Genomic DNA, 24,367 nt, shown 5'->3' with positions numbered 1-24,367 from the left:
TGACGGCTATATAAGTACTGTAATCATAATTAGTGATCACAAAATTCGGGGGCTTAGGCCCCCGTTTTTATAGCGGGGAATTTATGAATAAGGCTAAATGGCCGAATGAAATTTTAGAGCGTAGTGGACAGCTTAAGGAGAGTTTATCGGGGCCTTTTAAGGAGCTGTTGCGTGAGCATCAATTACCATGCGATTTCCTCCAGGTGCTCGAACAACTTTTTCTTCCCCTCGGAGTTTGGGTACTGACTCGCCATAAGCGCAGTAATCCATTAATAATTGGGGTTAGTGGGGGGCAGGGTACCGGCAAGTCGACCCTGGCAGATGTGTGGCAATGTATTTACCAGGCGATGGGCTATCGCTGCTGTGTTTTGTCTCTGGATGATATCTATTTAACTCTGGAACAGCGCCGCAAGCTGGCTACACAGGTACACCCTTTACTCGAAACTCGTGGTGTGCCGGGAACCCATGATATCGGCTTGGGGATCAGCACGCTCAAGGCCCTGTGTGCATCCAGTAGTGATTCCGCTATCGCATTACCTAGGTTTGATAAAGGACGTGATGATCGGATCCCTAAGCACTTGTGGCCCGTATTCAGGGGGCAAGTTGATGTTGTTATCTTCGAAGGATGGTGCCTAGGAGCCAAGCCTTCAGAAGGGTATGAAGGGCCGCTCAATGAACTGGAGTGCAGGGAAGATAGTACTGGCGAATGGCGAAATTTTGTTAATCAACAGTTGGAAGATTCTTATCGAGATCTTTTTTCGCTTATCGATGTATGGGTGATGCTCAAAGCGCCGAGTATGGAATGTATCGTTGAGTGGCGTAAGTTACAGGAACATAAACTCAGGGTTCGCTCCGGAATGGGGATGACAGATCAACAAATTGTTCAGTTTGTACAACACTACGAAAGAGTGACGCGGAGCTTGCTAGAGGATATGCCGGGTTGGGCAGATTGTGTTATTGAGTTGGGGGAGGACCATCAGGTGAAGGGCTTGCGGATGCAGTAAGATCTGTTTAAACCCTGGCGAGGCCAGGGTTTAAACTAACTGAATAAATCAGTTTTACTTAAGCGCTGGCTTACTTAGCCTTGGGCGGACGACCGCGACCGCGCTTTACAGGAGCAGCTTCAGTTGCTGCTGCGGCTGTGGCTTCTGCTTTTTTGGGGCGCCCTGGCTTTTTCTTAGCGGCTTCCGCTTTTGCTGGGCGACCGGGCTTCTTTTGTGCGGATTCTGCCTTAGGTGGGCGGCCACGACCGCGTTTTACAGGAGCAGCATCAGTTGCTGCGGCGGCTGCGGTCTCTGCTTTTTTGGGGCGGCCGGGCTTTTTCTTAGCGGCTTCAGTTTTTGCTGGGCGACCGGGCTTCTTCTTGGCTTCAGTGGCGTCTTTTTTGGGACGGCCAGGCTTTTTCTTAGCTTCTTCGGTCTTAGCGGGACGACCAGGCTTCTTCTTGGCTTCTTCAGTTTTAGCTGGGCGGCCGGGCTTTTTCTTAGCTGCGGTGGCTTTCTTCTTGTCAGCAGCAGCGGCTTTTTTAGCGGCAGCAGCAGTTTTCTTCGCTTCGGCAGCGGCTTTTTTCTTTTCAGCAGCAGCCAGTTTCTTAGCTACAGCAGCTTCTTCTTTAGCGACGATCTTAGCTACCTGAGAAGCCAGCTTGTTGGCGGCTTTGATTTCAGCCAGTGCATCTTTGGCTTCAGTTGCGGCAGTTTTGGCTTCAGTTGCAGCAGTTTTAGCTGCAGCGGCGGCTTCACGTGCTTTTTTCAGCTGTTGCTGTTGAGCAGCAGTCTTTTTCTTAGCTCTAACAGTCGCTACTTTATCTTGAGTAGTTTTTGCTTTAGCAGCAGCCTTCTTGGCACTGTTTGCCAATTTCTCGGCTTTGACAGTCAGGTCTTTTTCCTGCTTAAGGCGGGCAGTTTCCAGTTTAGCGGTAAGGGAGCGTAGCTCCGCTTCCATTTTTGCGACGTCGCTGGTAGCGACTTGAGCAGCTTTTTTAGTAGCCATTTAAATATCCCTGCAAAATGAATTGTTTTAGTAAGTGGGGGCATTCCTATCAATTATTCTCAGCCATCTTTAACGGAATTAGGCACCGTCCAAGATGCATGTTTTCGGCAGAAAACAATTGATAGTGAGTCCCCCCAAGCTAGCGGCGCTAATTGCAGCTTATTTGTATACCTAATTGCAAGTCCTTTAGATGGTTTTTTTCTATTTAATGTAAAAAAAATGGCTTTTTTTTACATATTTTTCAATTGGGGGCCGTTTGAACTGTGTTTTTGATCTTTTTGGGAACTTGAAAGCACTCATTACTGGTGATTCTTTAACTTCAATATTCCTTGTATCAGGTCAGTATCGGTGGCGTTAAATAGTTGAGTAATTTTGTAAGCTTTATGAACTTGTTGGTTTAGTTGTTTTGGCTTTTATAGTTGGATTTTGATGGTGGCAGATAGTTTCTGTTCATCAATTAACAGAGAGCCGGATTAACAAAACTTAACTGCGAGCTTTTGCCTGCGCCAATTAGCGGGCAACCTCCATAGCTGGTTGTGTAACCTTGCGTATTGAAGTGTGATATTCAAATTGCGGAAAGTTGCAAGTGTCAAGATGTCAGAGACAGCTTGAATCCTACTGCCGTACCCTGGCATTTAGTAAGGAATTAAAAACTGGGAGCGAACTTACACTCATGTACGGGATCTACTGCCCAGTATATAAGTTCCAACCGGTTGGGGTATTTGGGGTCTTGGCTGCCGGGATTTGACATTATTGCTGCGAGGTTTACTTTTACATAGCGGAAAGCAAGCCAGTGATAAATCTAGTTATAACCATGTATTTAATGGGACGGAACTGTATTAGTTTGTGCTCTTCAGTTGAGGTCTTTTTAATTACCGAGAAAGCGAGCGCTTGGTCTCCAGTCATTTGTTTTGCTATCACGTGACATCCCTGCTAGCCATAAAAGGAGTAGAGGGCAGTTGTTCAGAGGCAAGTAATACCAGAAGCTATTTGAATGCAGTCCTGATTATCCGTGCGTTGATCAACAATCTTAATGATATTTTTATGGGCAATGCTTCTGCTTTGGAGTGGCTGCTCTTACCGAAGGCAACCTTATGAGTTTTGCAATGGGAGAGGGGGACAGGACTGACCCAGTAACAGAATATCTCTGTCACTGGGGTGATATGGAGTCAATCGCGTAGCTTTATAGTGGCCCGTAGGGCAAATAACGATTGTTGGAATTCTGGCGAATCCATAACAGTTGTTCTTTTGTTAATGGCGTCGAGCGTTGCTTGAGTACTTTGGCGAGGGGAATTACTGCAGACTCAGCGCCGGCGTCCCAGCCTGGCAGATTCATTTCTGCCAAGGTAAAGAAGCGGATCAGTTGCCATAGCTGGGCACTGTTCCAATGTTCGCTCTCTTCGATCCAGTGTTGGAAGGGAAGGCGAATAAGTGTAGAGGGTACTTTTTCAAACGCTCCTACTGATTCTGTAAAAGGTTTATCTGACTCTGCAATTTCGATAAGTCTGAGCAACTGCTCCCGGTTGAATTCTTCACTGGTTTCATTTTGTGGGCCACTTACCTGTGGCTCCCAGGCTCCTACGCTCATACTTACTCCTTATAAAGGTCCGGTTTCTTGCTGTTGCATTATAGCGAGGGGGGCTGTGTTCAGGGGGATCTTACTCTAGATAACAATGAATAAAGAGGTCTTTGAATTAATCCACATTACTTCTTCGAATCTAATGAATCGTTTTGTAGTAATTTTGGAAGTCTCTATAAAGGAGTTGGGTTGCGATAACAGGGACTAAACCTACGGGAAAATCAAATCTGTCGGTGCTTATTTGAGATACTATAGAAGAGACTCTTGATATTGAGGTTCAAATGGAATTTATTGCTAAAGCACTGCCGGCGACAAAGCGAGTGGCTCTGGTAGCCCATGACAACCGTAAAGATGCCATGATTCAGTGGTGTCTCAGACATCACAATCTGCTCAAACGACACCAGTTATTGGCTACGGGGACTACTGGTGGAAAAATTGAAGATGCGACGGGTTTAAGTGTCGAAAAGCTCTTAAGTGGCCCTCTGGGAGGTGATCAACAGCTCGGAGCGAGGATTAGCGAGGGGCAGGTGGACTTACTGATATTCTTCTGGGACCCCTTTGAGCCCATGCCCCATGACCCAGACGTCAAGGCACTACTGCGTATTGCTGCAGCGTGGAATATCCCAGTGGCTTGCAACCAGAGCAGTGCAGATATGGTGGTACAGTCACCATTGATGGACCAATCCTTCGAGCATGAGGTGCCTGACTATCACAGCTATCTAGCAGGACGTTAGTCGGAATTTTTGCTTAAAATTTGATCTTTTCTGTCGGCTCGATTCTGTAACTTATTGATTTTTAAAGTTTATTTATCTCTGTTATCGCTCGCACTTGCAATGCTTGCGAAATCGCGGCAATCTTGCCCACCAGATTAGACCGGTCAATCCGGCACCCCTGATATTTGAAAATTGCACGGTGTTTTATGAGTAGACGACGCGGAAAGGCCGTAGAAGAAGAAAAGGCAGATATCGACCTGACGCCCATGTTGGACGTTGTGTTTATCATGTTGATCTTCTTTATCGTGACTGCTTCATTTGTTAAAGAGAAGGCGCTGGATGTGAATGTGCCTGATCCAAATGAGACCAGCAATGCTGAGCCAGATCCTACCAAGCAGAATATTCTGTTGATGGTTAGCGCAAATGATGAAATCACCATGGCGGATGGCAGCCGTATTGACAGCCGTGCTGTACGGGCCCGTATCGCCCAGATGTATGCGGAGAACCCGCAGGCAATGGTGATTGTGCGTGCACACAACAAGTCTAGTGCGGATACTTACGTACAGATTGCGGATGCCGCGAAGGAAGTGAGCCTGGGTATTCAGGTCTCCCTGGTACCTTACGAGGACTAAGTTCCCGGTGAGTTACCCGCGCTTAAAAAGCCAGCATATTGCTGGCTTTTTTCATTTGTGAATTATGGTTTTGAACTGGTCACAAATTGGGGGGGGGTACTTAAGTACCCCCTCAAATGAAATCCGATATCAGAATTCTGAACGAATTGCCCAGAGGTCGGGGAAAACCGGTCTAAACAGGGTTCCCTGTAAATAACCTACTCCGCTCGATCCACCAGTCCCCATTTTCCTGCCAATTGTTCGCTCGACCATTTTTACATGTCTGTAACGCCACTGTTGTAACGAAGTATCGATGTCCACCAAAGCCTCACAGATTTCACTTACCAGTGGATCATTGCGATAGATATCGATCAGTATTTTCTGGACGGCTGAAGAAGGTCCCGCAACTTGGCTAAAATCCCTTTCAAGCTCATTAGCGGGTACCTTATGCCCTTCGTGAACCAAAAAGTTTAGGAAAGCATCCCAAAGGGTCGGCGCCTCAAGGCGCTTCATCAAGCGCTGGTAGTGCTCTGAGCCAGGGGTATAGTTTTCCAGTTTTTTCGGGTCCTTGGCTCCGTAAAGAAATTCCAACTCGCGAAACTGGTACGACTGAAAACCACTAGCTGTGGATAGTCGATCGCGGAAAGACATAAACTCCAGGGGAGTTAGGGTTTCCAGGATATCGACCTGTTGAATCAAAGTACGATAAATCGTGTCGACACGTTTAAGTGTATGCAATGCGCGATTGCGTTCACCTGCGTTGAACAGTCGCACCAGGAAATCCAGTTCATGCAACATTTGCTTGAACCAGAGCTCGTAGCTTTGATGAATAGTAATGAAAAGTAGTTCGTCGTGCTCGGGACCATCGGAAAGGGGTTTCTGGCACTGCAAAAGCTCGTCTACTTTTAGGTAAGAGCTATAAGTTATTGTCATAGTCAGCTGCTTCCTGAGTGTGTTTTGACCAGTTACAAAATAATGCTCTCTTTAGCCGGTGTGGATCAAAACAAAAATTACGGCAAAGTGATTAATATTGGACCCATTATAAAGCCCGGAGCTCTTTGAATGGAAAACCCAGCACAAAACCTACGTGTCAATGGCTCTCGCCTTTGGGATAGCCTGATGGAAATTGCTGAGATAGGCGCGACCCCAGCGGGCGGATGCAATCGACAAGCCCTGACAGATGAAGACCGTGAAGGGCGCGACCTTTTCGTGCGCTGGTGCCGAGATATAGGCTGTGAGGTCAGAGTGGATCAGATGGGCAATATTTTTGCCCGCCGACCGGGAGCAGATAACAGCTTGCCTGCGGTAGTGACTGGTTCTCATTTGGATACCCAGCCCACGGGTGGCAAATTTGACGGTGTATATGGCGTACTTGCCGGCCTGGAAGTTCTGCGCACTCTAGAGGATCAAGGTATCAGGACCAAGGCCCCATTAGAGGTGGTTGTATGGACTAATGAGGAGGGTGCGCGCTTCTCTCCTGCAATGGTGGGCTCCGGGGTTTGGGCTGGCGAATTTAGCTTGGAGTATGGGCACAGCCGCGCGGATAAATCGGGCATCACCATCGGTGAAGAGTTGGAGCGGATCGGTTATCTCGGTACTGAGCCCGCTCAGCCGAGGGCTATTAAGGCTTCATTTGAAGCGCATATCGAGCAGGGCCCGATCCTCGAAAAACAGGATCAGGTAATTGGTGTTGTCACCGGTGTACAGGGTATTCGCTGGTATGACGTAACTTTTTACGGAACGCCTTGCCATGCGGGTCCAACTCCGATGGAGGACCGCCGTGATCCGGTCCAAGCAATGTCTATTCTGTGCGAGCGTATGTATCGCGAAGTCCGGGAGTATTCAGAAGATGCGCGCATGACCTGTGGGGATTTAAGGGCGGCGCCGGGCAGCCGAAATACAGTTCCTGAAGAGGTTGTGCTGGCACTGGACCTCCGTCACCCGTTACCTGAAGGGTTAAACCATCTGCATAAAGCCTTGTATAGGGCGGCTGAAAAAGTACAGGAAGAGACAGGTACCAGAGTCGATATTCGGGAAGAGTGGTACTCACCTCCAGTCGCCTTTGATAAGCATTGCATTGATTCGGTTAGCAGTGCTGTGCAGACCTTGGGATATAGCAATCGCAAGATGGTTTCAGGTGCTGGGCACGATTCCGTATATGTTTCCCGAGTCGCCCCTGTCTCTATGATCTTTGTGCCCTGTGAAGGAGGGCTGTCGCACAATGAAGCGGAATCGGCGGAGCCGGATCATCTTGAGGCGGGTTGTAATGTGTTGCTTCACGCAATGCTAAACAGTGCGGAGCAGGCTTAAGTAGCAGTAAAACAAGTGCTTCTGTCAACTGTCGGCGTTGCACTGTCTTTGTTTTGGCATAGTTGATAACAAGTTGGAATTTAGGCGAATGAGTAATTTTACTTTGAAGCACCGTCAGGATAACGGCGGTACGGCACTCCTGAGTGAATGGGGGATGGATTCAGAATACGGTGTACTGAGGGATGTTCTAATTGGGCCTGTGGATAACTTCAGTTGGCGCACTGGTAATGCGAGTGCGCGACGTGCTGAGCGCCTCGGAATGAAGTTTGATCACAAGGTGGCGATGGCACAGCATGGAGAGATGCTCGATGCTTACCGCCACGCAGGAGTGAATACGCACCTAATCCCAGCGGACAGCACATTGCCCTACCAAATTTACGGTCGCGACTCCTCAGTAATGACTCCCTGGGGGCCTATCGTGACACAGATGTTCAGCCCTTGGCGCCGTGGTGAGTGGGCGCCCATAGTGAAGAAGTATGCAGAGCTGGATATCCCTATTTACGACATTATTACCGCAGGCTCTCTGGAGGGCGGTGATTTTATGGTGCTAGAGCCCGGCGTTATTCTGTGTGGCTACTCCGGCGAACGCACCAGCCCGCAGGGATTTGAGCAGATGAAAAGTTGGGTGGAAAAAGAGGGCTGGGAAGTTAAAGGCTACCAGTTCGATCCGTTCTTCCTGCATATTGATGTGATGGTAGCGATGCTTGCGGAAAAGCTGGCAGCAATTTGTGTTGATGCTGTTGAGCCGGAGCTGGTGCAGTGGTTTAAAAGCCGAAATATAGAGATTATCGATATTCCCTTCCCGCAGGTATTGGAGCTTGGAGTGAATGTCGTTGCCCTGGGGAACGATCGAGTGATGCTACCTAAGGCCAATACCGGACTGGCGGAGAAGTGTCGCGCACATGGTTTGGAAGTTATCGACCCGGATATTTCTATGATCACTCCGGGGGGCGGTGGCGTTCATTGTATGTGCCAACCTCTGCGCCGGGATTCAGCCAATAAAGTTTGATTACTGTTGCTGGTTACCTAGAGGGCCCGGTCACTGGTGACCGGGTTAATCCCGTCAACGAAAGTGGTTGATTAGGAACTCGAACCTCTGGGAGTAGCGGTTAATATGAATCTCCTAAATAGATGGCCTACAGCGGATTAAAAGTGGCTTCCGTTGGGGTTCCATAATTAGGCTACTGAGAGTAGCCCAATCTACTTCTTACCCCGGAGAACAATATGCAAAGCGAATGCGCTGAAATTCAGGCTCAGCTTAAGGACCGCATCCTCGAGATTACGATTAATCGACCCGGGCGCAAAAATGCCCTGACTATGGCCATGTATACCGCGATGGCAGGGTTATTGAATAACGCAGCTACAAACCCGGATGTTCGCGTCGCGATTATTACCGGTGCTGAGGGCATATTCACCAGTGGTAACGACCTGACAGATTTCCTGGGCGGCTCTGCCGAAGGGGAGGAGTCTCCGGTTTTCCAGTTTATGAGTGCTCTTTACCACTTCCCCAAGCCGGTAGTTGCAGCTGTTAATGGCCCCGCAGTAGGTATTGGTACGACCATGCTGTTGCATTGCGACCTGTCTTTTGCTGGAGACGACGCCATGTTCCAGATGCCGTTTGTGGACCTGGGGCTGTGTCCAGAGTATGGCTCCAGCTACTTGTTGCCCAGGATCGCCGGCCATGCCAAAGCTTCTGAACTATTACTGTTGAGCAAGCGTTTTAGTGCTCAGGAAGCCGTTGAGATTGGTATCTGTAATGCCGCAGTGGCGCCAGAGCAGGCCATAGTTCGAGCACGTGAAGCCGCAGCTGAGTTAGCGAGGAAAGCTCCGGCTGCCCTCCGTTTAACTAAGCAGCTTTTGCGCAGAGCAACTCAAGAGAAAGGGTTAGAGTTTATTCAAGACGAAGGCCGTTACTTTAAGGAGCGCCTCGCCTCTGATGAGTTTAAAGAGGCTGCTATGGCCTTTATGGAGAAGAGACCAGCGGACTTCTCCAAGTTTGATTAAGTAAAAAAAGGCCGCACTATGCGGCCTTTTTTCTGATTTCATTTTTTAACGATCCCTATGTCCCCGGGAAAGATAGTTAACGGCTCTGTCGGGGTGGTCGGTAAAGAGACCGTCAATGCGCAGCTGATATACAGCGAAATGCAGGAAGTCCTCGAAGCTTTCAAATTCTTCGGGAACCTTGCCTGTATCCGCGCGGAAGGTATAGGGGTGAACTTCTAGCTGTCTGCGGTGTGCCCGGCGGACAACACTGTTAGCTCTTGGTTGGCCATCCGTTACTTCCATTAACATAGGATACCAGGGGCCAATCCCATCTGCGTAGGTGGCGATTTTGCGCAAGCCCCCCTGTTGCAGCATCCAGTCATAATTGTACTTTTCAATTTCTCCATTCACTTCGACCAATTTTTCCCCCCAGTCGGTAGCGGCGATCAATTGAACTAATGATAGATCCATCCCCATGGAGGGCATCAGCTCAAATTTAACTCGCTGGAGCTCTTCTGCGTCAAAGCATTGGAAAAAAACTTTGTGATCGCGATCGGTATAGCCGTATTTCTTGAGTGATTGTAAGGCTATAGAGGCAATATCTTTTCCTTCCCAGTGATGGAAGTAGGGTTTTTTAATCTCCGGGTAGATGCCAATATCGTAGCCCAGGGATCGATTAAGCCCCTGGATCAATTCCAGTTCTTCCTCAAAGGTGGACAGCTTAAAGCTAGATTTCCATATTGGAAATCTCTCAGGGTATTTTGCTTGAAGTCCATCCTCACTATCTATGAAGGGCTCTGATACCTGAAGCTGCTTAAGTTCGCTCAGGGTAAAATCGATAGTGTAAAAGTGACCATCATCGCGAGCGCGCTGGGGAAAAACGTTGGCGACATTAGTTACACTATCTAGATAAATATCGTGCATTACGATCAAGTGATCATCTTTGCTGAGTACCAAGTCTTGCTCGATATAGTCTGGACGCATACCGTAAGCCAGCGCTTTGGATTCGAGGGTGTGTTCAGGTAGGTAGGCAGAGGCACCTCTATGAGCTACCACAATAGTTTGTTTATTTCTCTGATCAAAGTTATCCGCGCAGGTTAGTGTTGCGGCTACAGAAAAGCCAATCAACACTACTGATAGAATGTTTTTTAACATGTGATAAAGGCCCGTGATGAATTGTGGGGCACTTTCTAGCAGAGAAATATGACAGGGATATAACTGAATACGAGAGCCCCGCCAGGGCGAGGCTTTCGCAGAGCTATTCAGCGCGGCTTCGTCTATCTGATAGGCATTATGAACCCTGGTGACTCTAATTTCTTTTCTCTTGAAGCTTGGCTTTGAAGGCTGCTCGATTTTCTTCTTGAAGTTTTTTGAACTCTGCTAATTGTTGATCCGTCAGTACGGTGGACATTTCACTGAGCGTAGATTTTCTGATAGCGGCCATTTCTTTACCTAACTGGCGCTTCTCACGAAAGCTCATCTTTTGGATAGCGCCAGAGGGACTTTCTATGTTAACGCCGTATTTTGCAAGCACTTGGCGGCGTTGTTCATTGGCTGATTCCAGGATTGGCTTTACTTTTTCTACCTGCTCATCAGAGAGGTTAAGCTTGGCTTTAGTTGCCTCTAAGCGCTCCGCAAGTTGTGCGGCATGGTCATTATCTGCCCAAGCTAGGGTATTTGCAGAAATGGTAATTATTGCAGCGATTACCAAACTGAATAATTTCTTCATTGTGACTTCCTCGTTAATGAGTAAATGCCGTTGCTGTGAGGAGTATGATAATGGCTAGATTGTAAGCCAGTGCCATCCAACGCAAGGAAGTGTAAATTCCCTATTCCCTCTCACATGGACTGAGATATTCCAGGATATCCACAGTCAGATACTTCTACTCAAGATAATTCTAGACAATTCTGGTTGGCTAGTGCGCCTAGGTAAGTCAATAGAAGATAAACCGATATCCAGTCAGCCCGGAAACCATGAATCGATAAGGGTTAATAGTCAGCAAGCAAAGATTGTCGCCTACAGAGGAACCGCTGGTTTAGGTATTAACAGGAAGTTAAGCACTCTAAAACGGCGCTATTTCGGCGCCGTCAAAATTTAATCAAGACTTGAGGTAGGTAAAATTGCGTTATTACAGTGCAACGCTTTGCTATGCCGCGATGATGCCTGCCAAAAGCGTCTTAATCCCCTTCACACAGTGGCTTCGTGAGACCATAGATAGTCGGCATAGATTTCTCGAAGGTCTTTTTTGCTGACTTTGCCTGTAGCCGTATGGGGGATTTCCTTGGCAATGACACAGTCATCGGGAATCCACCAGTTGGCAAAATGCCCTTTAAAGGATGCCAGAATCTCCTCAGTTTTTAGTGTTTTGCCTTCAGCAGGAACAATGATCAGGAGAGGCCGCTCAGCCCACTTTTCATGGGCAACCCCAATAACAGCGGCTTCGGCTACTCCCGCCTGTGTCATAGCAAAATTCTCCAGCTCAATAGAGGAAATCCACTCGCCGCCGGACTTGATAACATCCTTAGTGCGATCAGTGATTGTCAGGTAGCCGTCAGCATCGATCGTGGCAACGTCACCAGTATCAAACCAGCCGTCTTCGGTAAGTGCTGACTCTTTGGATTGGTAGTAGCGCTCACAGACCCAGGGACCACGCACTTGAAGGGCTCCAAAAGCCAGCCCGTCTTGTGCCAAGGTATTTCCCTCGGGGTCTACAATACGCATCTCGACCCCAAAGCCCGCTCGGCCCTGCTTGAGCCTGAGGGCCTGTGCTTCGTCTTTAGAGAGGTTCTCAGGTATGCGGGCATTGTAGGTTCCCAGTGGGCTCATTTCAGTCATGCCCCAGGCGTGATGGGTGTATACCCCATGCTTTTGCTCGAATTCCTCCATAATACTCCAGGGGCAAGCCGATCCACCCACGACTACTCGATTCAAGCTGGGTAGGGTCTCTTCACTTTCCCGCAGGTACTTGAGCAGGGCGAGCCAAACGGTTGGAACGCCGGCAGCGATAGTAACGGCTTCCTTTTGAATTAATTGACTGAGCGTTTCTCCACACCCCATTTGGGGGCCAGGTAACACGAGTTTTGCTCCAACAGCCGGTGCCGCATAGGGTATTGACCAGGCGTTGACGTGAAACATGGGAACAACAGGCAATATGGCTTCGTCCCTTCTAATCGCAAAGACATCTGGCATCAATACGCCGTAGGTATGCAGCATCAGAGAGCGATGGGAATAAAGCACCCCTTTGGGATTGCCTGTTGTGCCTGATGTATAACAGAGTGCTGCTGCACTCTCTTCCTCTAATTCAGGCCATTGAAACTCAGTGGGCTCTGCTGCAATCAATGTTTCATAGCAGTAAACATTGCTCAGGCTTGTGGCGGGCATATGTGCTTTATCAGTTAGCACAATGATGCCTTCAATCGAATCTAGATATTCTGCCAGAGATTCGATTAGGGGCATAAATAGTGGATCAATAAACAGCCATCGATCTGTGGCATGCTCAATAATGTAAGATATTTGCTCAGGGAAAAGCCGGGGGTTAATGGTATGGCAAACGAGCCCGCTGCAAGAAGTTGCGTAGTAGAGTTCAAAATGCCGGTGATCGTTCCAGGCAAGAGTACCAATTCGATCTCCATCATTGGCTCCAAGCTTTTGTAGTGCATTTGCCAATTGCGAGACTCGCTCAAAAGCTTGTTGATAGCTATAACGAAAATCGGGGTTATCCAAGGTAACTGAAACAATCTCACTATCCGGTGAGTTGCTTAGAGCATGCTTCATAATACCGGTGAGGATGAGCTGGGATTGCATCATCATGCCATTCATCACTTACTCCTTATTATTATCTTTTATTTTCAGATAGACACTAACCCTCCAAAATTTTGGGGGGTGATAGAAAAAGGATTAGGGGCTGCTTCTTATAAAATTATTGAACGATCTTTATCCATTCTCCGGGCTTGGGTTCTCCTCGGGGATAATAACCATTTAAGAGGCGTAATTGCTCCTCTGCATATTCGCCGATTTCCATATGTTTTGCCAGGGAGGCAAAAGTAGTTTTTTCATTGGCCTGGACGTAGCGCAAGCGTTTGATGTCCTTCTCTTCTACAATGTCAGTTTGTCGTAGCGGCCTGAAGCTTCTAATGCTGGTCAGGAATAAATTGTCATATTTATCAATAGCTTCTGGATCTGAGTCTTCATCATTTGTGACTTTTCCCTGCAGTACAAATTGTCTGCTACCATAAAAAATTACCGCAATTCTGTCTGGATCTGCATCCTCTTTTTCAAGCGGTGGAATTTTTCCGGTATGGCCTTCAAGTCGATATTGATTGAGTTTCTCCCCTTTCTCCAGTTGTCGTAGATCGAACTCTGAGCGCAGAGCCATGTCAGCGGGCTGGTTGCCATCGCGTTGGGTAACTGTAATGGTAATTTGTGCACTTTTATCAGGTGCAGAGCCGACAATGGCTGAACGTTGATTTTCTACCAACCAGCCATCGGGAAATAAAAGGGAGAAGCCCAGCCGCTTGTGATTGTAGCGATTTTTAGTGGACTGCTGTGTGTTTTGTCCGTACACAAGGCCATCTGTTTTTTCCCGATAGTATTCTACTTTGGTTTCTTTGTTATCTTCGGGAAGCTGGCCCGCAGCGTTTACAACTTCCTGTAGGCGAAGGTCATTTCTAGGGTGAGATGCAAAAACACCGTGGTAAGTTTGCGGTTTCTTGCCCTCAATACGGGCACGGCGTCGGGCAAATGTCTCCTGATCCTTTAATAGCCCAATAACATTGATCATAGCCTGGGGGTCATAACCAGCGTTGAACATATACTGGGCGCCGAAGCGATCGGCTTCCAGTTCCATCTCGCGGCCGTAACCCTTCACTGCAGCGGTGCTATATAAATTTGCAACATCTCCGACTACACCACTACCGGTAACCAAAACTGACAATACTGATACAACGCTGGCTCCGGTCGCAGCTGTTTTTTGCCTTACCGCATGACGGGCGGTGATATGGCCAATCTCATGAGCTAGTACAGCGGCCATTTCAGCTTCTGAGTGCAGGTAAGTTAGAAGGCCTCGGTTGATGTAGATATACCCACCGGGAAGGGCAAATGCGTTGATATCCTGGCTGTCGATGATCGTAAATTGGTACTTGATATCCGGTCTGTCGCTGGCGGCGGCAACTTTTTGCCCGACATGATTAACATAAGCGGTTAGGACTGGGTCTTTATAGATTGGAGTGCTCTCTATCAGCTTTTCATGCATCTCCCGACCGATGGAGATCTCCTTGTCCTCAGACATTAGAACCAGGTCAGGCTTATTGGTGGCAGGGTTAAATGCACAGCCTGCACTGAGTATTAGGATAGCGCTGGCAAAAACACGCTCGATAAATTTCATTACCCCTGGCCTCCCGTAGCGTCTTAATTTTTATGAACTGGGTGTTACTGCTGGCATCAAGAATTGTTGGAGCTGCAGCGCCATTCCTTTACAGGCATTATTCTGGACTCTGGCGATTAGTGGTATTGGAACCACGATTGCGGGCATATAGGAGGTTCCTTTGGCATCTGCGCTAAGTTTCCCAGACAGTTCGCGGTCCCTGAAATCCCATACTGCTGCTTCGTAGTCAGATTCTTTATCCCAGGTCCCAAAGCCAAAGCACCCTGCACCCCCGGTACTGATGGTACAGCTGATAGAGCCGGCACTGGCTGTGGTCTCCGTCGAACCATCAATCCAGACGATGTACTTCACTCCATAGGTTTCCATTCGCTCACGGACACTTTCATTTTCCATCAGGCGATCTAGGGAGCGAACATGCATAGGTGCTGTCCTGGGTTCAAACCAGGGGTACATAAGATCGACAAAGTCTTGCTCTGGAATAATGTTTACACCTAACTCAGGGTTGTGTAGTTCTCTACCAACACAAGCAATTAAATCAGGCTCTGTTTCATATTCACTGGAATGACGACGGCCGAGGATGACGACGGAATCTCCTTCGGCAAGCTCACCATCGGAGCGTCGATACTCATCAATTACGACAGTGGTACAACCGCTAATAAAGACTATCGCTGCAACTAGAAGTGGCTTGAACACGATTTACTCCTCTTATTCAGCCTTTTTGGCTTTCACCTTGATTTCTCTCAGTGATAGCGATCGGCGCTTCCCAGAGAGAAAGGCCTGTAGTTCAGGAACTTTCCCAAACCCGGTATAGAGATTTGCTCCGGCATCGCGCAGGGCGATATTTATCGCCTGAGTTAATGCCTGTTCCTGGGACTGTAAAAATGCGGTAGGGGTTTTTCCGTATGCGGTTATTACCCAGTTGGCAACCTGTCCGCCACTGGGGTCAAATGCGGTCATGTTGTATTTAATCCATACCTCAAAAATATTGACTCTTGTCTCTCTGGGCATTGTGAACTGCAGCTCTCGCACTTCTGGAACTATCACCAGTTCGACATTGGCGGGGACTTCTTGTGGATAACTGGATAGAGATACGGTATCGGTAAACATGGAACCCAATACTGTTTCAAACAGATTTTTTTGTGCTCTGCCTGTGCTTATATTCCATTCTTCACGATCTTCACTGTCTTCTTTATAAGTGAAACTTTTAAAGTCCTCACTGAGGTAGAAGCCTACTGTTATTGGCAATTGATCGCCTATTGGGGCAGGGTAATTGCCATCCACCTGTACTGTATGACTGCAAGCACCCAGGAAGAAACTTACAAGAATAAGTACCTTTAGGTGTCCAAAGGAAGTCGACCTATACCTCATATGTTCCTCCTTGAATCATTTAACTAGCGAAAGTCATTCAACCCCACGAAAGTGCCGCCGTTTCGATAGGTGAGTTCGCGCATAAGGGCCGCAAAGCGCAGTCCTGTGGTTTGTAGGTGTGGAGGGCGAGAGAACTGTACAGGGAATCCTACTGCATGGATTCTGATATTTCGTTTTCCCTCACCGTGCTTAGTATTTACCCGTTCGACAGCTAACATAACCCTGCGGATTGATTTTCCGGTGAATTCATCGCCAAGCACATAAATACTGATTTTCTTACTGGGATCATAAAAGCTGCGGACGGCTTTCTGGATACCTTCAACAGGGCTGGAGTTACTAAAAGGATTCCAGGACTTCAACCGCTTTAGTATCGCTTGGCGGCGCCCTGGGGTATCAGGTATCCACTTGTTTCGATAATTGAAGAACATATAGTCCCCCATATCATTCATGACCTGGATACCTTTAACATTGGGATAAAGGTCTAGAGTATTGACCATCTCCGCCATCATTCGGTCCCAGCCGTAATTAAACATACTGCCGGAGGTGTCGATAATGAAGAGAATGTATTCGCTGTCGACAGGGATTCCGCCAATAACATTGTTTTTACGCTGGTAGTTCTCGCCCAGTAGGCGACGCATTTCATCAGTGATGGATTGTAGTGCAATGGTCAGCTCACCTTTGAGTTTGCCATCCTCACTTTGCCCTTCGGTTTTACTGGCAAATTCTGCTTGAAGTGCTTCCAACTCACCGCGCAGGTTGGCAATTCTCTTGCGCTCAATATCGATTTGTTCTCGCTTGGAATTTAGGTCCCGGTTGATAACTGTGGTCTCACCACGGATTTCTGCCAGCTGTTGCTGTAGTTCCAATACCTGCCCTTCGAGGTCAACTTCAGCTTCCTCTAATACAATCGGTTCTGCAGTCTTGGCGATCATCAGCAGCAAAACAATTGCGCCAAATCCACAGCAGATAACATCCAGGAAGGAAATGCTGAACTCCTCCTGGCGACGCTTTTTTTGTGCTCCTATCATGGCCAGTCCCTCGAAGGTGCAAGGAAAGAGCCTTTGCTTTGCATCGCCAGCTTCCAAAATTCACTAGCCGCAAATGGGTCCCCCTCCATTGGGGCAAGAATGACATTGATGGGAATATTCTTGGGGAGCACTTTGACCGCGCGCTTGAATAGACTGCGCCTGTCTCTACCCGAAATAGTGGGTTTTCTGGGCGCACTCATCCCTTGGGTCGGTAACCCATCGGTAATGAGAATAATGTTGTCGGGCAGTGGCGTCATAGCGTTAATAGCGTTAAATACTCTCTCTAGACTGGTACCATTTTCCGGCACTACTTCATCTAGCCCCTTGATAGCCTGGTCCAACTGGTCGCGGTCATCCACATTGAGCCAGCGATCTTCTGTACCGGCTATTGCGGCACGAAAAGAGGTATTAAAAGTATAGATCTGGTATTGGCTATCTCTGGGAAACTGAGCAGTAAGCCAGGAGACTGTGCTGACGGCCCTGCGCCATTTTTCAGTTTTGCGTTTTACCGGTGAAGACATGTTACGGGCGCGTATTATTTTAATAAGCTCGTCGCCGAGCATAGACGCCGATGAATCCAATAGTATCAGGATGCGATTACCGCCTAGGCGCAGGCCGGTGAGGTATTGACGATCTCCATCACCGACAAATTTGCGAACGTTATTTCCCAGCTTTTTATTTTCTTCCTCAAGGTTCTTTTTCGCCTGCTCCAGTTTTTTGAGTTTATCTTGTAGCCTCTTGATATCCTCTTCTTCATCGATACTGTCGATTTCAGCGATATTGCCTTTGGTTTCCTCTATTTGCTCCAAAATGCGTCTGGCAAGCCCTTGAGCCTCAACCAGTTCATCACTAACGATATCCAGAGTATTTCTGGCTTGAACTAAGTGTTCCTGTCCAAATTCCACCTCCTCTTCCAGAAGGTTCACCTCGGCAGTGAGATCTTCAGTCTCTACTTCAACTTGGTGATCGGAGCCGTGTTTGATAATAAGAAAAATTAACGCTACTGCCCCAAAACCACAGGACATGATATCGAGGAAGGACAGGCTAAATGTGGAAAAACGACGCTTTTTACGCCCCATATCGCTCCACGCTAATCGCAGTTATCACATCTTGATAATCTGCAACTCCAATTGTATCGCCGGCATTGAGATTAACGGGTGACTCAATCTCTTTTCCATTGAGTGTGAGCTGAATTCCAGCATCCACCCGCAAAGCAAGTCTGCCGGCATGATTTGTGACTGTTGCGGCAGGGTGCTCCGGTGGTGTTGGGGTGACTTGAAATTTCTCGTCATGCCAGAAAACGAATAGAGGTTCCTGGGCGGCCAGTGCCTTGTGGCCAAAAAGTAAATGTGTCGCTACGGTTTCTGAGGATTTCTCTACATGCACTTTGACCTCGTTGGGGGGGAGGGCAGTGACAGAGTTGATCAGTTTCAATGTACTGCTATCACTGCGTAATTCTTTCCAGCGATGATTGATGGCATGTGCAATGGAGTCTCTTGAGAGAAGATGTACACGTTGGGCCAATTGAATTCCCCCTGGGATATCAGCCCAGCGATGGGAGATAAAACTCACACTTTGACTTTCCTCCAGGTTTTCAATCATTGCTCGTATACGAGAAAGGAGAGGGGTTGTTGCATCTTGAAGCTGCCGCAGGCTGATCTTTGCTGTTCGATCATCAAGTTCAGCTAGAACTTCTCCGTGACGCATCGCTCGATCAGTCCACTGGGGCATCAAATCATAGAGTTGCTGTTCTGATTCAGCTGAATGGAGAGGGTCAAATCGGCACTGCATAATAAATGCATCGGTAAATACGCGAGCCCAGGATTCCTGGAAGTTGTGTAGTCCTGCGTCGGCAACAGTTTCTACCGTTTTCACCGTGGCTTGCTTATCCACAGCAATCTTTGTTACCAGTGTCTGGTGGAGTTGTAGGTCGATATGCAGTTGGATTCCTGCAGGAGCCAAATTACCCAGGCACGCGGTTGCTGCATCAACAATGCCTACGATATTGATATCGCTGACTTTAATAACTCCCAGAAGTAAGGCCAGTTGTTCGTGGGTAAAATTGCCGGGAACAGCGAGAACAATTTCATCGGGAAGGTCACAGTGCTCCGCTATTTCCTGAAGGTGGCAGTAGACCAAGTCGGCATGGTGGCGGCAGCGTTGATTTTCTGACTTTAGCGACTCGAGGCTCAGTCTTCTCCAAAACTGGTTGTTAACCTGAGTCGGATGGCTTCTGGCACGCATTTGAGCTGAGGTACCAATATGAATTTTATTGTGTTCAATAACTGCAATTCCAGGACTTTCCAGTACTTCGTTAGTATTTGAAAATACACGTAATCCGCAGTCATTTATTTCCAGGACGCCTTGTCCCATGGGTTTATTCCTCGCTACGACTTATTCAGGTAAAACCGCTAGCTGATTTTCAGGAAACGCAGTAAGCGGTTGTCACAGTAACTTTGTGTATCCAACACCAGGCGCTCCTGCATGAGTTGTAGCTGGTGAGTGAAAAACATAATGACGATACTAATTACCAGGGCGATAAAGGTAGAGTTAAACGCGACCCCCAGACTTACCGTCACGCCAGCTATATCCCCTTCCACGGCTCTATGCGCCTGTGATAATGCTTCGCCGATACCTCGTACCGTGCCAATAAATCCGATAGATGGAATAGCCCAGGTAATATAGCGAACCATTGCCAGTTCAGAATCGAGTCTGTCTCCCTCAGTTTCGCAAACCTCTTTTACAGAGTTGGAAACGGCGGCGACATTCTTGGTAGAACCGAATCTCTGCAGGGCGGTGAGTAGTGCCCTGGGAACTAAATATCGTCGTTCCTCTTCAGGAAGGGCTTGTATCGGGCGGGATAAATCACGGGTATCCTCGGGAAGAATAGGAGTTCCCTCGCTGATATTAAGTAGAGCTTTGTCCAGTAATTTTCGCTCGCGAATGCTTCTCTGTGCCTTCAGTCCCATAATGGCCATTGCCCACAACATCAGAACAAAGCAGGCCTCTTGCTCATAGTCGCGCATCACAATGTAGATAGAGCGTTGTTGAACGTAGGTTTCCCCAGCGGCCTCCCTCGCCAGTTGCTCCTCAATTAGCGCATCTGCATTAGGGCGAATAATGGCGACATAAATCGCGTGGACCAAAATAATAGACCCCAGAAGAGCAAAGACCTGGAAGACAAAATCCGATGATTTAAATTTCATGGCGATACTCGCTAGAAGCTATTTCTATATATCTACGGGAAAGGAAACCGATAAGTCTTCGGAGATTTCTTCCGAGGCCTTATAGTCATCTGAATTACTTTTATTCCTAGTTATTGGTGCTTCTTTCTTGGGGATTACTGCCGCTGTTTGTTGGTTCTCTTCCGGCTTGTTTTCATCTTCTGCGTACGCGAAGTTGATAAATAGAAGCAGTAAAGTAAGTAATAAAAATTTCACACTAGTCTCCTAATTCACCCAGCGGGCAAGGCGGAAGCCAATATCATTACGAGCGGACTCTCCGTAATCACGGTAGGAGAGGCGTAACTCAGTCAACCCCGAATGACGCCAACTGGAACCACGTATTACATGGAAGTCCCCATCCTCTGGACCGACAGGGTTTTCTTCGATACGTCGGGATAACCCGGTCCCTATCGTGTATAGATCGTGAATCCATTCAGAGACATTTCCACCTAAGTCATAAATACCAAAAGCATTAGGACTGTAGCTACCTACCGGTGAGGTAGCTGCGTAACGATCACTGTAGGTGCGAAGGACTGCAGGAACTAGTTTTGTGGCAGTAGTATCTGCGTAGTTTCCGGAATTGCTCTTTATTGGTAGCTCATTTCCCCAAGGGAATTTTTTCATGGTGCCTTGATCGTATCGTGCAACCCAGGCCCATTCGGCTTCAGTCGGTAAACGATAACCGTTGGCTGCGCCATCAAAGCCGACAACACGCCCGGCTTCCGTCAAATAGACCGGTGTGAGACCGTCTCTTTCACTGAGCCAATTACAAAATAGCACTGCCTCTACCCAACTGACATTTACAACTGGCAGATTGTCATTGTCGAGACTGACACCATTTATATGGCTTGAGGTATGCAGGCGCTTGAAACGCCGATATTCCCGGTTAGTAACTTCAGTGGTCCCAATATAGAAAGGCCGATTTAGAGATACCTGACGCATAACCTCGTTTGCCCGCCGCCCCTGTTCTCGCCGGGATGATCCCATGGTAAATACGGCGTTGGGGCGCATGAGTTTCATGGTGCCGCCAGCTGCGTGACGCAAAGTTGATGGGGTTTCTCTCCAGCGCGCTTGTTCGGATGTAAGCAGTACCGCTCTGACAGTTTGCTCCAGTTTGGTGCTGGGAATGACACGAGTGTCAAATTCCTGGTAGCCCTGTTTACGTACGACAATGTTATGGCTGCGGGCTGGCAGGTTGAAAGTTTGTCCACTGTTCCCGGCGTATTGACCATCAATGTAAACTTCCGCATCTGGAGGGACACTACTGATGTGAACCCTGCCGTACACAGCATTTAGGTTTATATTCAGGTCCCGCTGTGTTCCAGCACCGAGGTCAACTGTGTGCTCAATAGAGGCGTAGCCATCCTTGAAGAAGCGAAGTCTATGCCTGTGGCCGGAGGCCAATTCCAGTTCCAGTGGGGTATGACCGCGAAACTCTCCGTTGACTGTCACTCCCGCTCCCTCTGGGGTGGTAACAACGCGTAAAAGTCCATCAGCGGGTCCCAGGCTGACGGTTGCTAGCGTTTGATCGACACCGGCTGTAACAGCGACAGGAATATCGACAGTTTTATGTTCCGGTAGTGAAATGGACACGGTTCTGTCGCCCTGAACTAATTCAGTGGTCAGTGGTGTTCTGCCGAGAACTTTTCCTTCAACCGTGACCGTGGCCCCGGGAGGGTTGCTGCTGACGGTGATATTGGCCCAGGCCGGTCGAAGCGCGGCCTCCAGTGTGTGGGTATTGTCTAGCCCCTCAACATTGATTTCACGGGTGAACGGCAAGTACCGGTCTGATAGGACAGTCACACGCATAGGACCTGCGTTGATTGCTTCCACAAGACCATTTCTATTGGGTACTTCCCGTCCATTAATAAGGATTTTTACTGGTACAGGGGGCGTTGTTTTAACCTGTAGGTGGCCTGGAAGTTTTTCCAGGGAAACAGAGTGGCGACTGTGCCCGTCACGTTTTACTTCGACTTCGCCACTCTGGGGCAAATAGCCGTCAGCACTGATCGTGAATTGATAATTACCAGGTAAAACCAAATGTCCATCGCCCAGAGGAATGGCGAACCCACTGACCTTGATGCGGGCATCAACCGGGTTGGTATCAAAGATTAATGACCGCGCCATAATCAGATAGCTGAGTGCAAAAATAGCGAGTAAAAGGCAACCTGCGACAGTCAATGCTCGCTTAGAAAGAAAGAGTCGCGCGCGGGTAGATTTTATTTGTACCGGGGTGAATCCAACTGGCTCAATCAGGCTTTGTTCCTGAACTGGCGGCTTTTCATCCTGGACAGGTACTGCTTCCTTCACTGTCATTTATGTTTCCCTATTGCTGGTACTTATAGATTTTTCGCAATGGCATTGGTTTGGCACGCATCGCTTTATGCTCAGTCAGCCTGACCAAAGGTGGGTACACATTTTTCTATCTGCAGAAAGCTTAGCTTGCTGGCGTAATCTGCATGGGGATTTATAGGGTGTTTGTCACAGAACACCTCGTTTCGCTCAGCTCAACGAGGTGTCTGTTGTCATCGCAGCTCATTACGGAAAATCTTATTTTTAGAGTTTATGCTGCTGTCTGGGTTCTCTCATTTAACTATTATTGGCACCATTTATCCTTTCGGCACATTGGATAACAACTTCCGTTGTGGGCTTACCTGGTTTTACAACAAACTCTTGGCGAACGTCTCGGTAACCTTCTCTGGTACCAATGGCGATATAGCGCCCAGGTTTCAGCGCGATTTCCCTTTGGTCAAAATTACCTAATTTCCCTACATGGTAAATGGTGACACTGGTGGTTCGATCCGACTTGAATTTAACCGGCAAGGGGATCAGGGCTTGTGTCAGGGCATTTTCAAGGTCTTCAATTTGTCTTTGCAGCCTTGGGGTTTTAGTATTGAGTTTGCGAGCGTCTGTTAGTACTTGTCGGGCAAAATAGTTCCTTTTACCTTCGCCAAGGGTTAATGGATCTTGAATTAAGTCTTTTAACTGGTCATCCAGCTTTGCTCTGGCAGCAGCTCTAGCCTTGCCTGTTATTGCGTCCACCAGGCTAGAGTCCTTCTTGACCAGGTCTGTATAACTTTTTAGGGCTCTGTGCCATTCTTCCTTGGTTTCTTCCATGCGGGCTTGTTGGAGGAGTTTTTCTATCTGCACTCTGTCAGCTTCATTTTGTGCCTGTGCTAAGCCGATATCGGGGGCTTTTGCTGTTGGCTTTAAGTTCTTTGCTCGATGAAAATAGGATTTTGCCGATTCAAATTTTTCTTCGGCAATTGCACCGTAGCCAGATGACATCGCGCTTTGATAATCCCTTTCTGTAATTGCACCCTCAACCTTTGCTAATAGATCCTGAGCATCGGCTGTTTCTGAGTCGATCGCGAGAGATTTCTTGAGCTGTTCCTGAGCCAAATCCAATTTGGCCTGTTTAAATGCCTTTGTTCCTTGAGTTAAGTGCCACCAAGCGAGGGGGAGTTTGTCGGCTCGCTCAATACCCTTAAGGCCTCTGGGATGGTTATTGGATATGGTTAATACCATCTTGAAAGCATCGCTGGCGGAATCCTTATCTCCCTGACTCAGAGCTCGATTACCTTCACTAATATGCGTTTCAATACGCTCGGGAATACTATCTTTCAGGTACTCTAATGCCTGGAGTGATTCCCGGTATTTTTCGAGCGCTGCCATGAAATTGCGTTTGCGATAAATTTCATCAGCTTTTAGAGCCAAGTCTTCAGCAGAATAGAATTCTTCAAAAGCCCATACTTCTACCTTTCGATCTTTGAGCTCTTCTTTGATTTCAAGAATTTCCTGGAGAACCTTTTGAACCTCCCTGCGCTGCTGCATTATTTCTGCATCGCTATAAGGAGATTTTTGGTTGCTCTCCACAGCTGCGCTGTTTCCAGGCTGTGCGGAGACAATTGTATCGGCTGAACGCTTTGGTGGTTTTACAACCTGAGGAAGCCCCCAAAATACACCGACCAGTGCGCTTACCATTATCACTCCAAGAACGGCGGGCCAGTAGGACCTTTGCTCCCGTTGATGAATAGTGTTGGCAGTCGTTGACTTAGGGGATTTAGAGCTTTCCTCTCCGCCGAATGTGAATTCTGCGGGCTCTATATGAACTGTATCTTCCTTGGAGTTATCGCGGTGCTGCATAGTGATTCCGCCGTGTTATTCAATGACCC

The 24,367-nt window shown here is 48.0% G+C and carries 22 protein-coding genes; 6 read left to right on the top strand and 16 right to left on the bottom strand.

Annotated elements, in window-relative coordinates:
- Positions 1-83: 83 nt before the first annotated feature.
- Entirely contained in the window at positions 84-1,004 is a 921-nt protein-coding gene (locus ACJJI5_RS20715) for a phosphoribulokinase (protein ID WP_445355081.1), read from the top strand.
- Positions 1,005-1,074: 70 nt separating this feature from the next.
- Here ACJJI5_RS20715 and ACJJI5_RS20710 read toward each other — a convergent pair whose 3' ends face one another.
- Together ACJJI5_RS20710 and ACJJI5_RS20705 are read right to left on the bottom strand one after the other, a co-directional pair.
- Positions 1,075-1,992 (bottom strand): hypothetical protein, encoded by a 918-nt coding sequence (locus tag ACJJI5_RS20710; protein ID WP_413664357.1) that lies wholly within the window; start codon positions 1,990-1,992, stop codon positions 1,075-1,077.
- 1,183 nt (positions 1,993-3,175) lie between these two features.
- Positions 3,176-3,580 (bottom strand): hypothetical protein, encoded by a 405-nt coding sequence (locus ACJJI5_RS20705; protein ID WP_282934304.1) that lies wholly within the window; start codon positions 3,578-3,580, stop codon positions 3,176-3,178.
- A 272-nt stretch (positions 3,581-3,852) separates the two neighbouring features.
- Between ACJJI5_RS20705 and ACJJI5_RS20700 the strand changes: the two genes are divergently transcribed.
- Both ACJJI5_RS20700 and ACJJI5_RS20695 read left to right on the top strand, forming a co-directional pair.
- On the top strand, positions 3,853-4,305 hold the full coding sequence (locus tag ACJJI5_RS20700; RefSeq protein WP_413664359.1) for a methylglyoxal synthase: 453 nt from the start codon (positions 3,853-3,855) through the stop codon (positions 4,303-4,305).
- A 185-nt stretch (positions 4,306-4,490) separates the two neighbouring features.
- Entirely contained in the window at positions 4,491-4,916 is a 426-nt protein-coding gene (locus ACJJI5_RS20695; protein WP_413664360.1) for an ExbD/TolR family protein, read from the top strand.
- Between the two features lie 129 nt (positions 4,917-5,045).
- Here the strand turns inward: ACJJI5_RS20695 and ACJJI5_RS20690 are convergent, their stop codons facing one another.
- Positions 5,046-5,828, bottom strand: a complete 783-nt coding sequence (locus ACJJI5_RS20690; RefSeq protein ID WP_445355080.1) for a tryptophan 2,3-dioxygenase — start codon at positions 5,826-5,828, stop codon at positions 5,046-5,048.
- A 129-nt stretch (positions 5,829-5,957) separates the two neighbouring features.
- Here ACJJI5_RS20690 and ACJJI5_RS20685 point away from each other — a divergent pair, with 129 nt between their 5' ends.
- The 3 genes from ACJJI5_RS20685 to ACJJI5_RS20675 all read left to right on the top strand — a co-directional run bounded on the left by ACJJI5_RS20685 (position 5,958) and on the right by ACJJI5_RS20675 (position 9,209).
- Positions 5,958-7,205, top strand: coding sequence for a Zn-dependent hydrolase (locus tag ACJJI5_RS20685; protein WP_444940041.1), 1,248 nt, complete (start codon positions 5,958-5,960; stop codon positions 7,203-7,205).
- 88 nt (positions 7,206-7,293) lie between these two features.
- Entirely contained in the window at positions 7,294-8,214 is a 921-nt protein-coding gene (locus tag ACJJI5_RS20680) for a dimethylarginine dimethylaminohydrolase family protein (protein WP_445355079.1), read from the top strand.
- Positions 8,215-8,429: 215 nt separating this feature from the next.
- Complete coding sequence (locus ACJJI5_RS20675; RefSeq protein ID WP_445355078.1) at positions 8,430-9,209, top strand: enoyl-CoA hydratase; 780 nt, start codon at positions 8,430-8,432, stop codon at positions 9,207-9,209.
- A 45-nt stretch (positions 9,210-9,254) separates the two neighbouring features.
- Here the strand turns inward: ACJJI5_RS20675 and glpQ are convergent, their stop codons facing one another.
- From glpQ to ACJJI5_RS20610, 13 genes are all read right to left on the bottom strand, one after another.
- The gene (glpQ, locus tag ACJJI5_RS20670; protein ID WP_445355077.1) at positions 9,255-10,343 is read right to left on the bottom strand and encodes a glycerophosphodiester phosphodiesterase; all 1,089 of its coding nucleotides are present in this window, start codon (positions 10,341-10,343) and stop codon (positions 9,255-9,257) included.
- Between the two features lie 154 nt (positions 10,344-10,497).
- Positions 10,498-10,917, bottom strand: a complete 420-nt coding sequence (locus ACJJI5_RS20665) for a hypothetical protein (RefSeq protein WP_445355076.1) — start codon at positions 10,915-10,917, stop codon at positions 10,498-10,500.
- 459 nt (positions 10,918-11,376) lie between these two features.
- Positions 11,377-13,008: a long-chain fatty acid--CoA ligase gene (locus tag ACJJI5_RS20660; protein WP_444906427.1), complete on the bottom strand. Its 1,632-nt coding sequence runs from the start codon at positions 13,006-13,008 to the stop codon at positions 11,377-11,379.
- Between the two features lie 100 nt (positions 13,009-13,108).
- Positions 13,109-14,572 (bottom strand): M48 family metalloprotease, encoded by a 1,464-nt coding sequence (locus ACJJI5_RS20655; RefSeq protein ID WP_444892777.1) that lies wholly within the window; start codon positions 14,570-14,572, stop codon positions 13,109-13,111.
- A gap of 30 nt (positions 14,573-14,602) precedes the next feature.
- Positions 14,603-15,265 (bottom strand): hypothetical protein, encoded by a 663-nt coding sequence (locus tag ACJJI5_RS20650; RefSeq protein WP_444892778.1) that lies wholly within the window; start codon positions 15,263-15,265, stop codon positions 14,603-14,605.
- A 12-nt stretch (positions 15,266-15,277) separates the two neighbouring features.
- Positions 15,278-15,940 carry a hypothetical protein gene (locus tag ACJJI5_RS20645; protein ID WP_282934292.1) on the bottom strand — a complete coding sequence of 221 codons (663 nt, stop codon included), beginning with the start codon at positions 15,938-15,940 and terminating at the stop codon, positions 15,278-15,280.
- A 23-nt stretch (positions 15,941-15,963) separates the two neighbouring features.
- The gene (locus tag ACJJI5_RS20640) at positions 15,964-16,968 is read right to left on the bottom strand and encodes a VWA domain-containing protein (RefSeq protein ID WP_445355075.1); all 1,005 of its coding nucleotides are present in this window, start codon (positions 16,966-16,968) and stop codon (positions 15,964-15,966) included.
- A complete protein-coding gene (locus tag ACJJI5_RS20635) occupies positions 16,965-18,047 on the bottom strand; it encodes a vWA domain-containing protein (protein ID WP_444892779.1) in 1,083 nt (360 codons plus the stop codon). The genes ACJJI5_RS20640 and ACJJI5_RS20635 overlap by 4 nt, the downstream gene beginning before the upstream one ends.
- A complete protein-coding gene (locus tag ACJJI5_RS20630; protein WP_413664371.1) occupies positions 18,037-19,341 on the bottom strand; it encodes a hypothetical protein in 1,305 nt (434 codons plus the stop codon). The genes ACJJI5_RS20635 and ACJJI5_RS20630 overlap by 11 nt, the downstream gene beginning before the upstream one ends.
- A gap of 38 nt (positions 19,342-19,379) precedes the next feature.
- Positions 19,380-20,174 carry a MotA/TolQ/ExbB proton channel family protein gene (locus ACJJI5_RS20625; protein ID WP_282934287.1) on the bottom strand — a complete coding sequence of 265 codons (795 nt, stop codon included), beginning with the start codon at positions 20,172-20,174 and terminating at the stop codon, positions 19,380-19,382.
- 24 nt (positions 20,175-20,198) lie between these two features.
- A complete protein-coding gene (locus ACJJI5_RS20620; protein ID WP_413664372.1) occupies positions 20,199-20,408 on the bottom strand; it encodes a hypothetical protein in 210 nt (69 codons plus the stop codon).
- 9 nt (positions 20,409-20,417) lie between these two features.
- Entirely contained in the window at positions 20,418-22,508 is a 2,091-nt protein-coding gene (locus ACJJI5_RS20615) for a PEGA domain-containing protein (protein WP_445355074.1), read from the bottom strand.
- Between the two features lie 273 nt (positions 22,509-22,781).
- Positions 22,782-24,338, bottom strand: coding sequence for a tetratricopeptide repeat protein (locus tag ACJJI5_RS20610; protein WP_445355073.1), 1,557 nt, complete (start codon positions 24,336-24,338; stop codon positions 22,782-22,784).
- Positions 24,339-24,367 lie beyond the last annotated feature (29 nt).

This window comes from Microbulbifer maximicatervae (SeqCode) (assembly GCF_052467955.1).
This window is presented reverse-complemented; position numbering and strand designations above follow the sequence as displayed.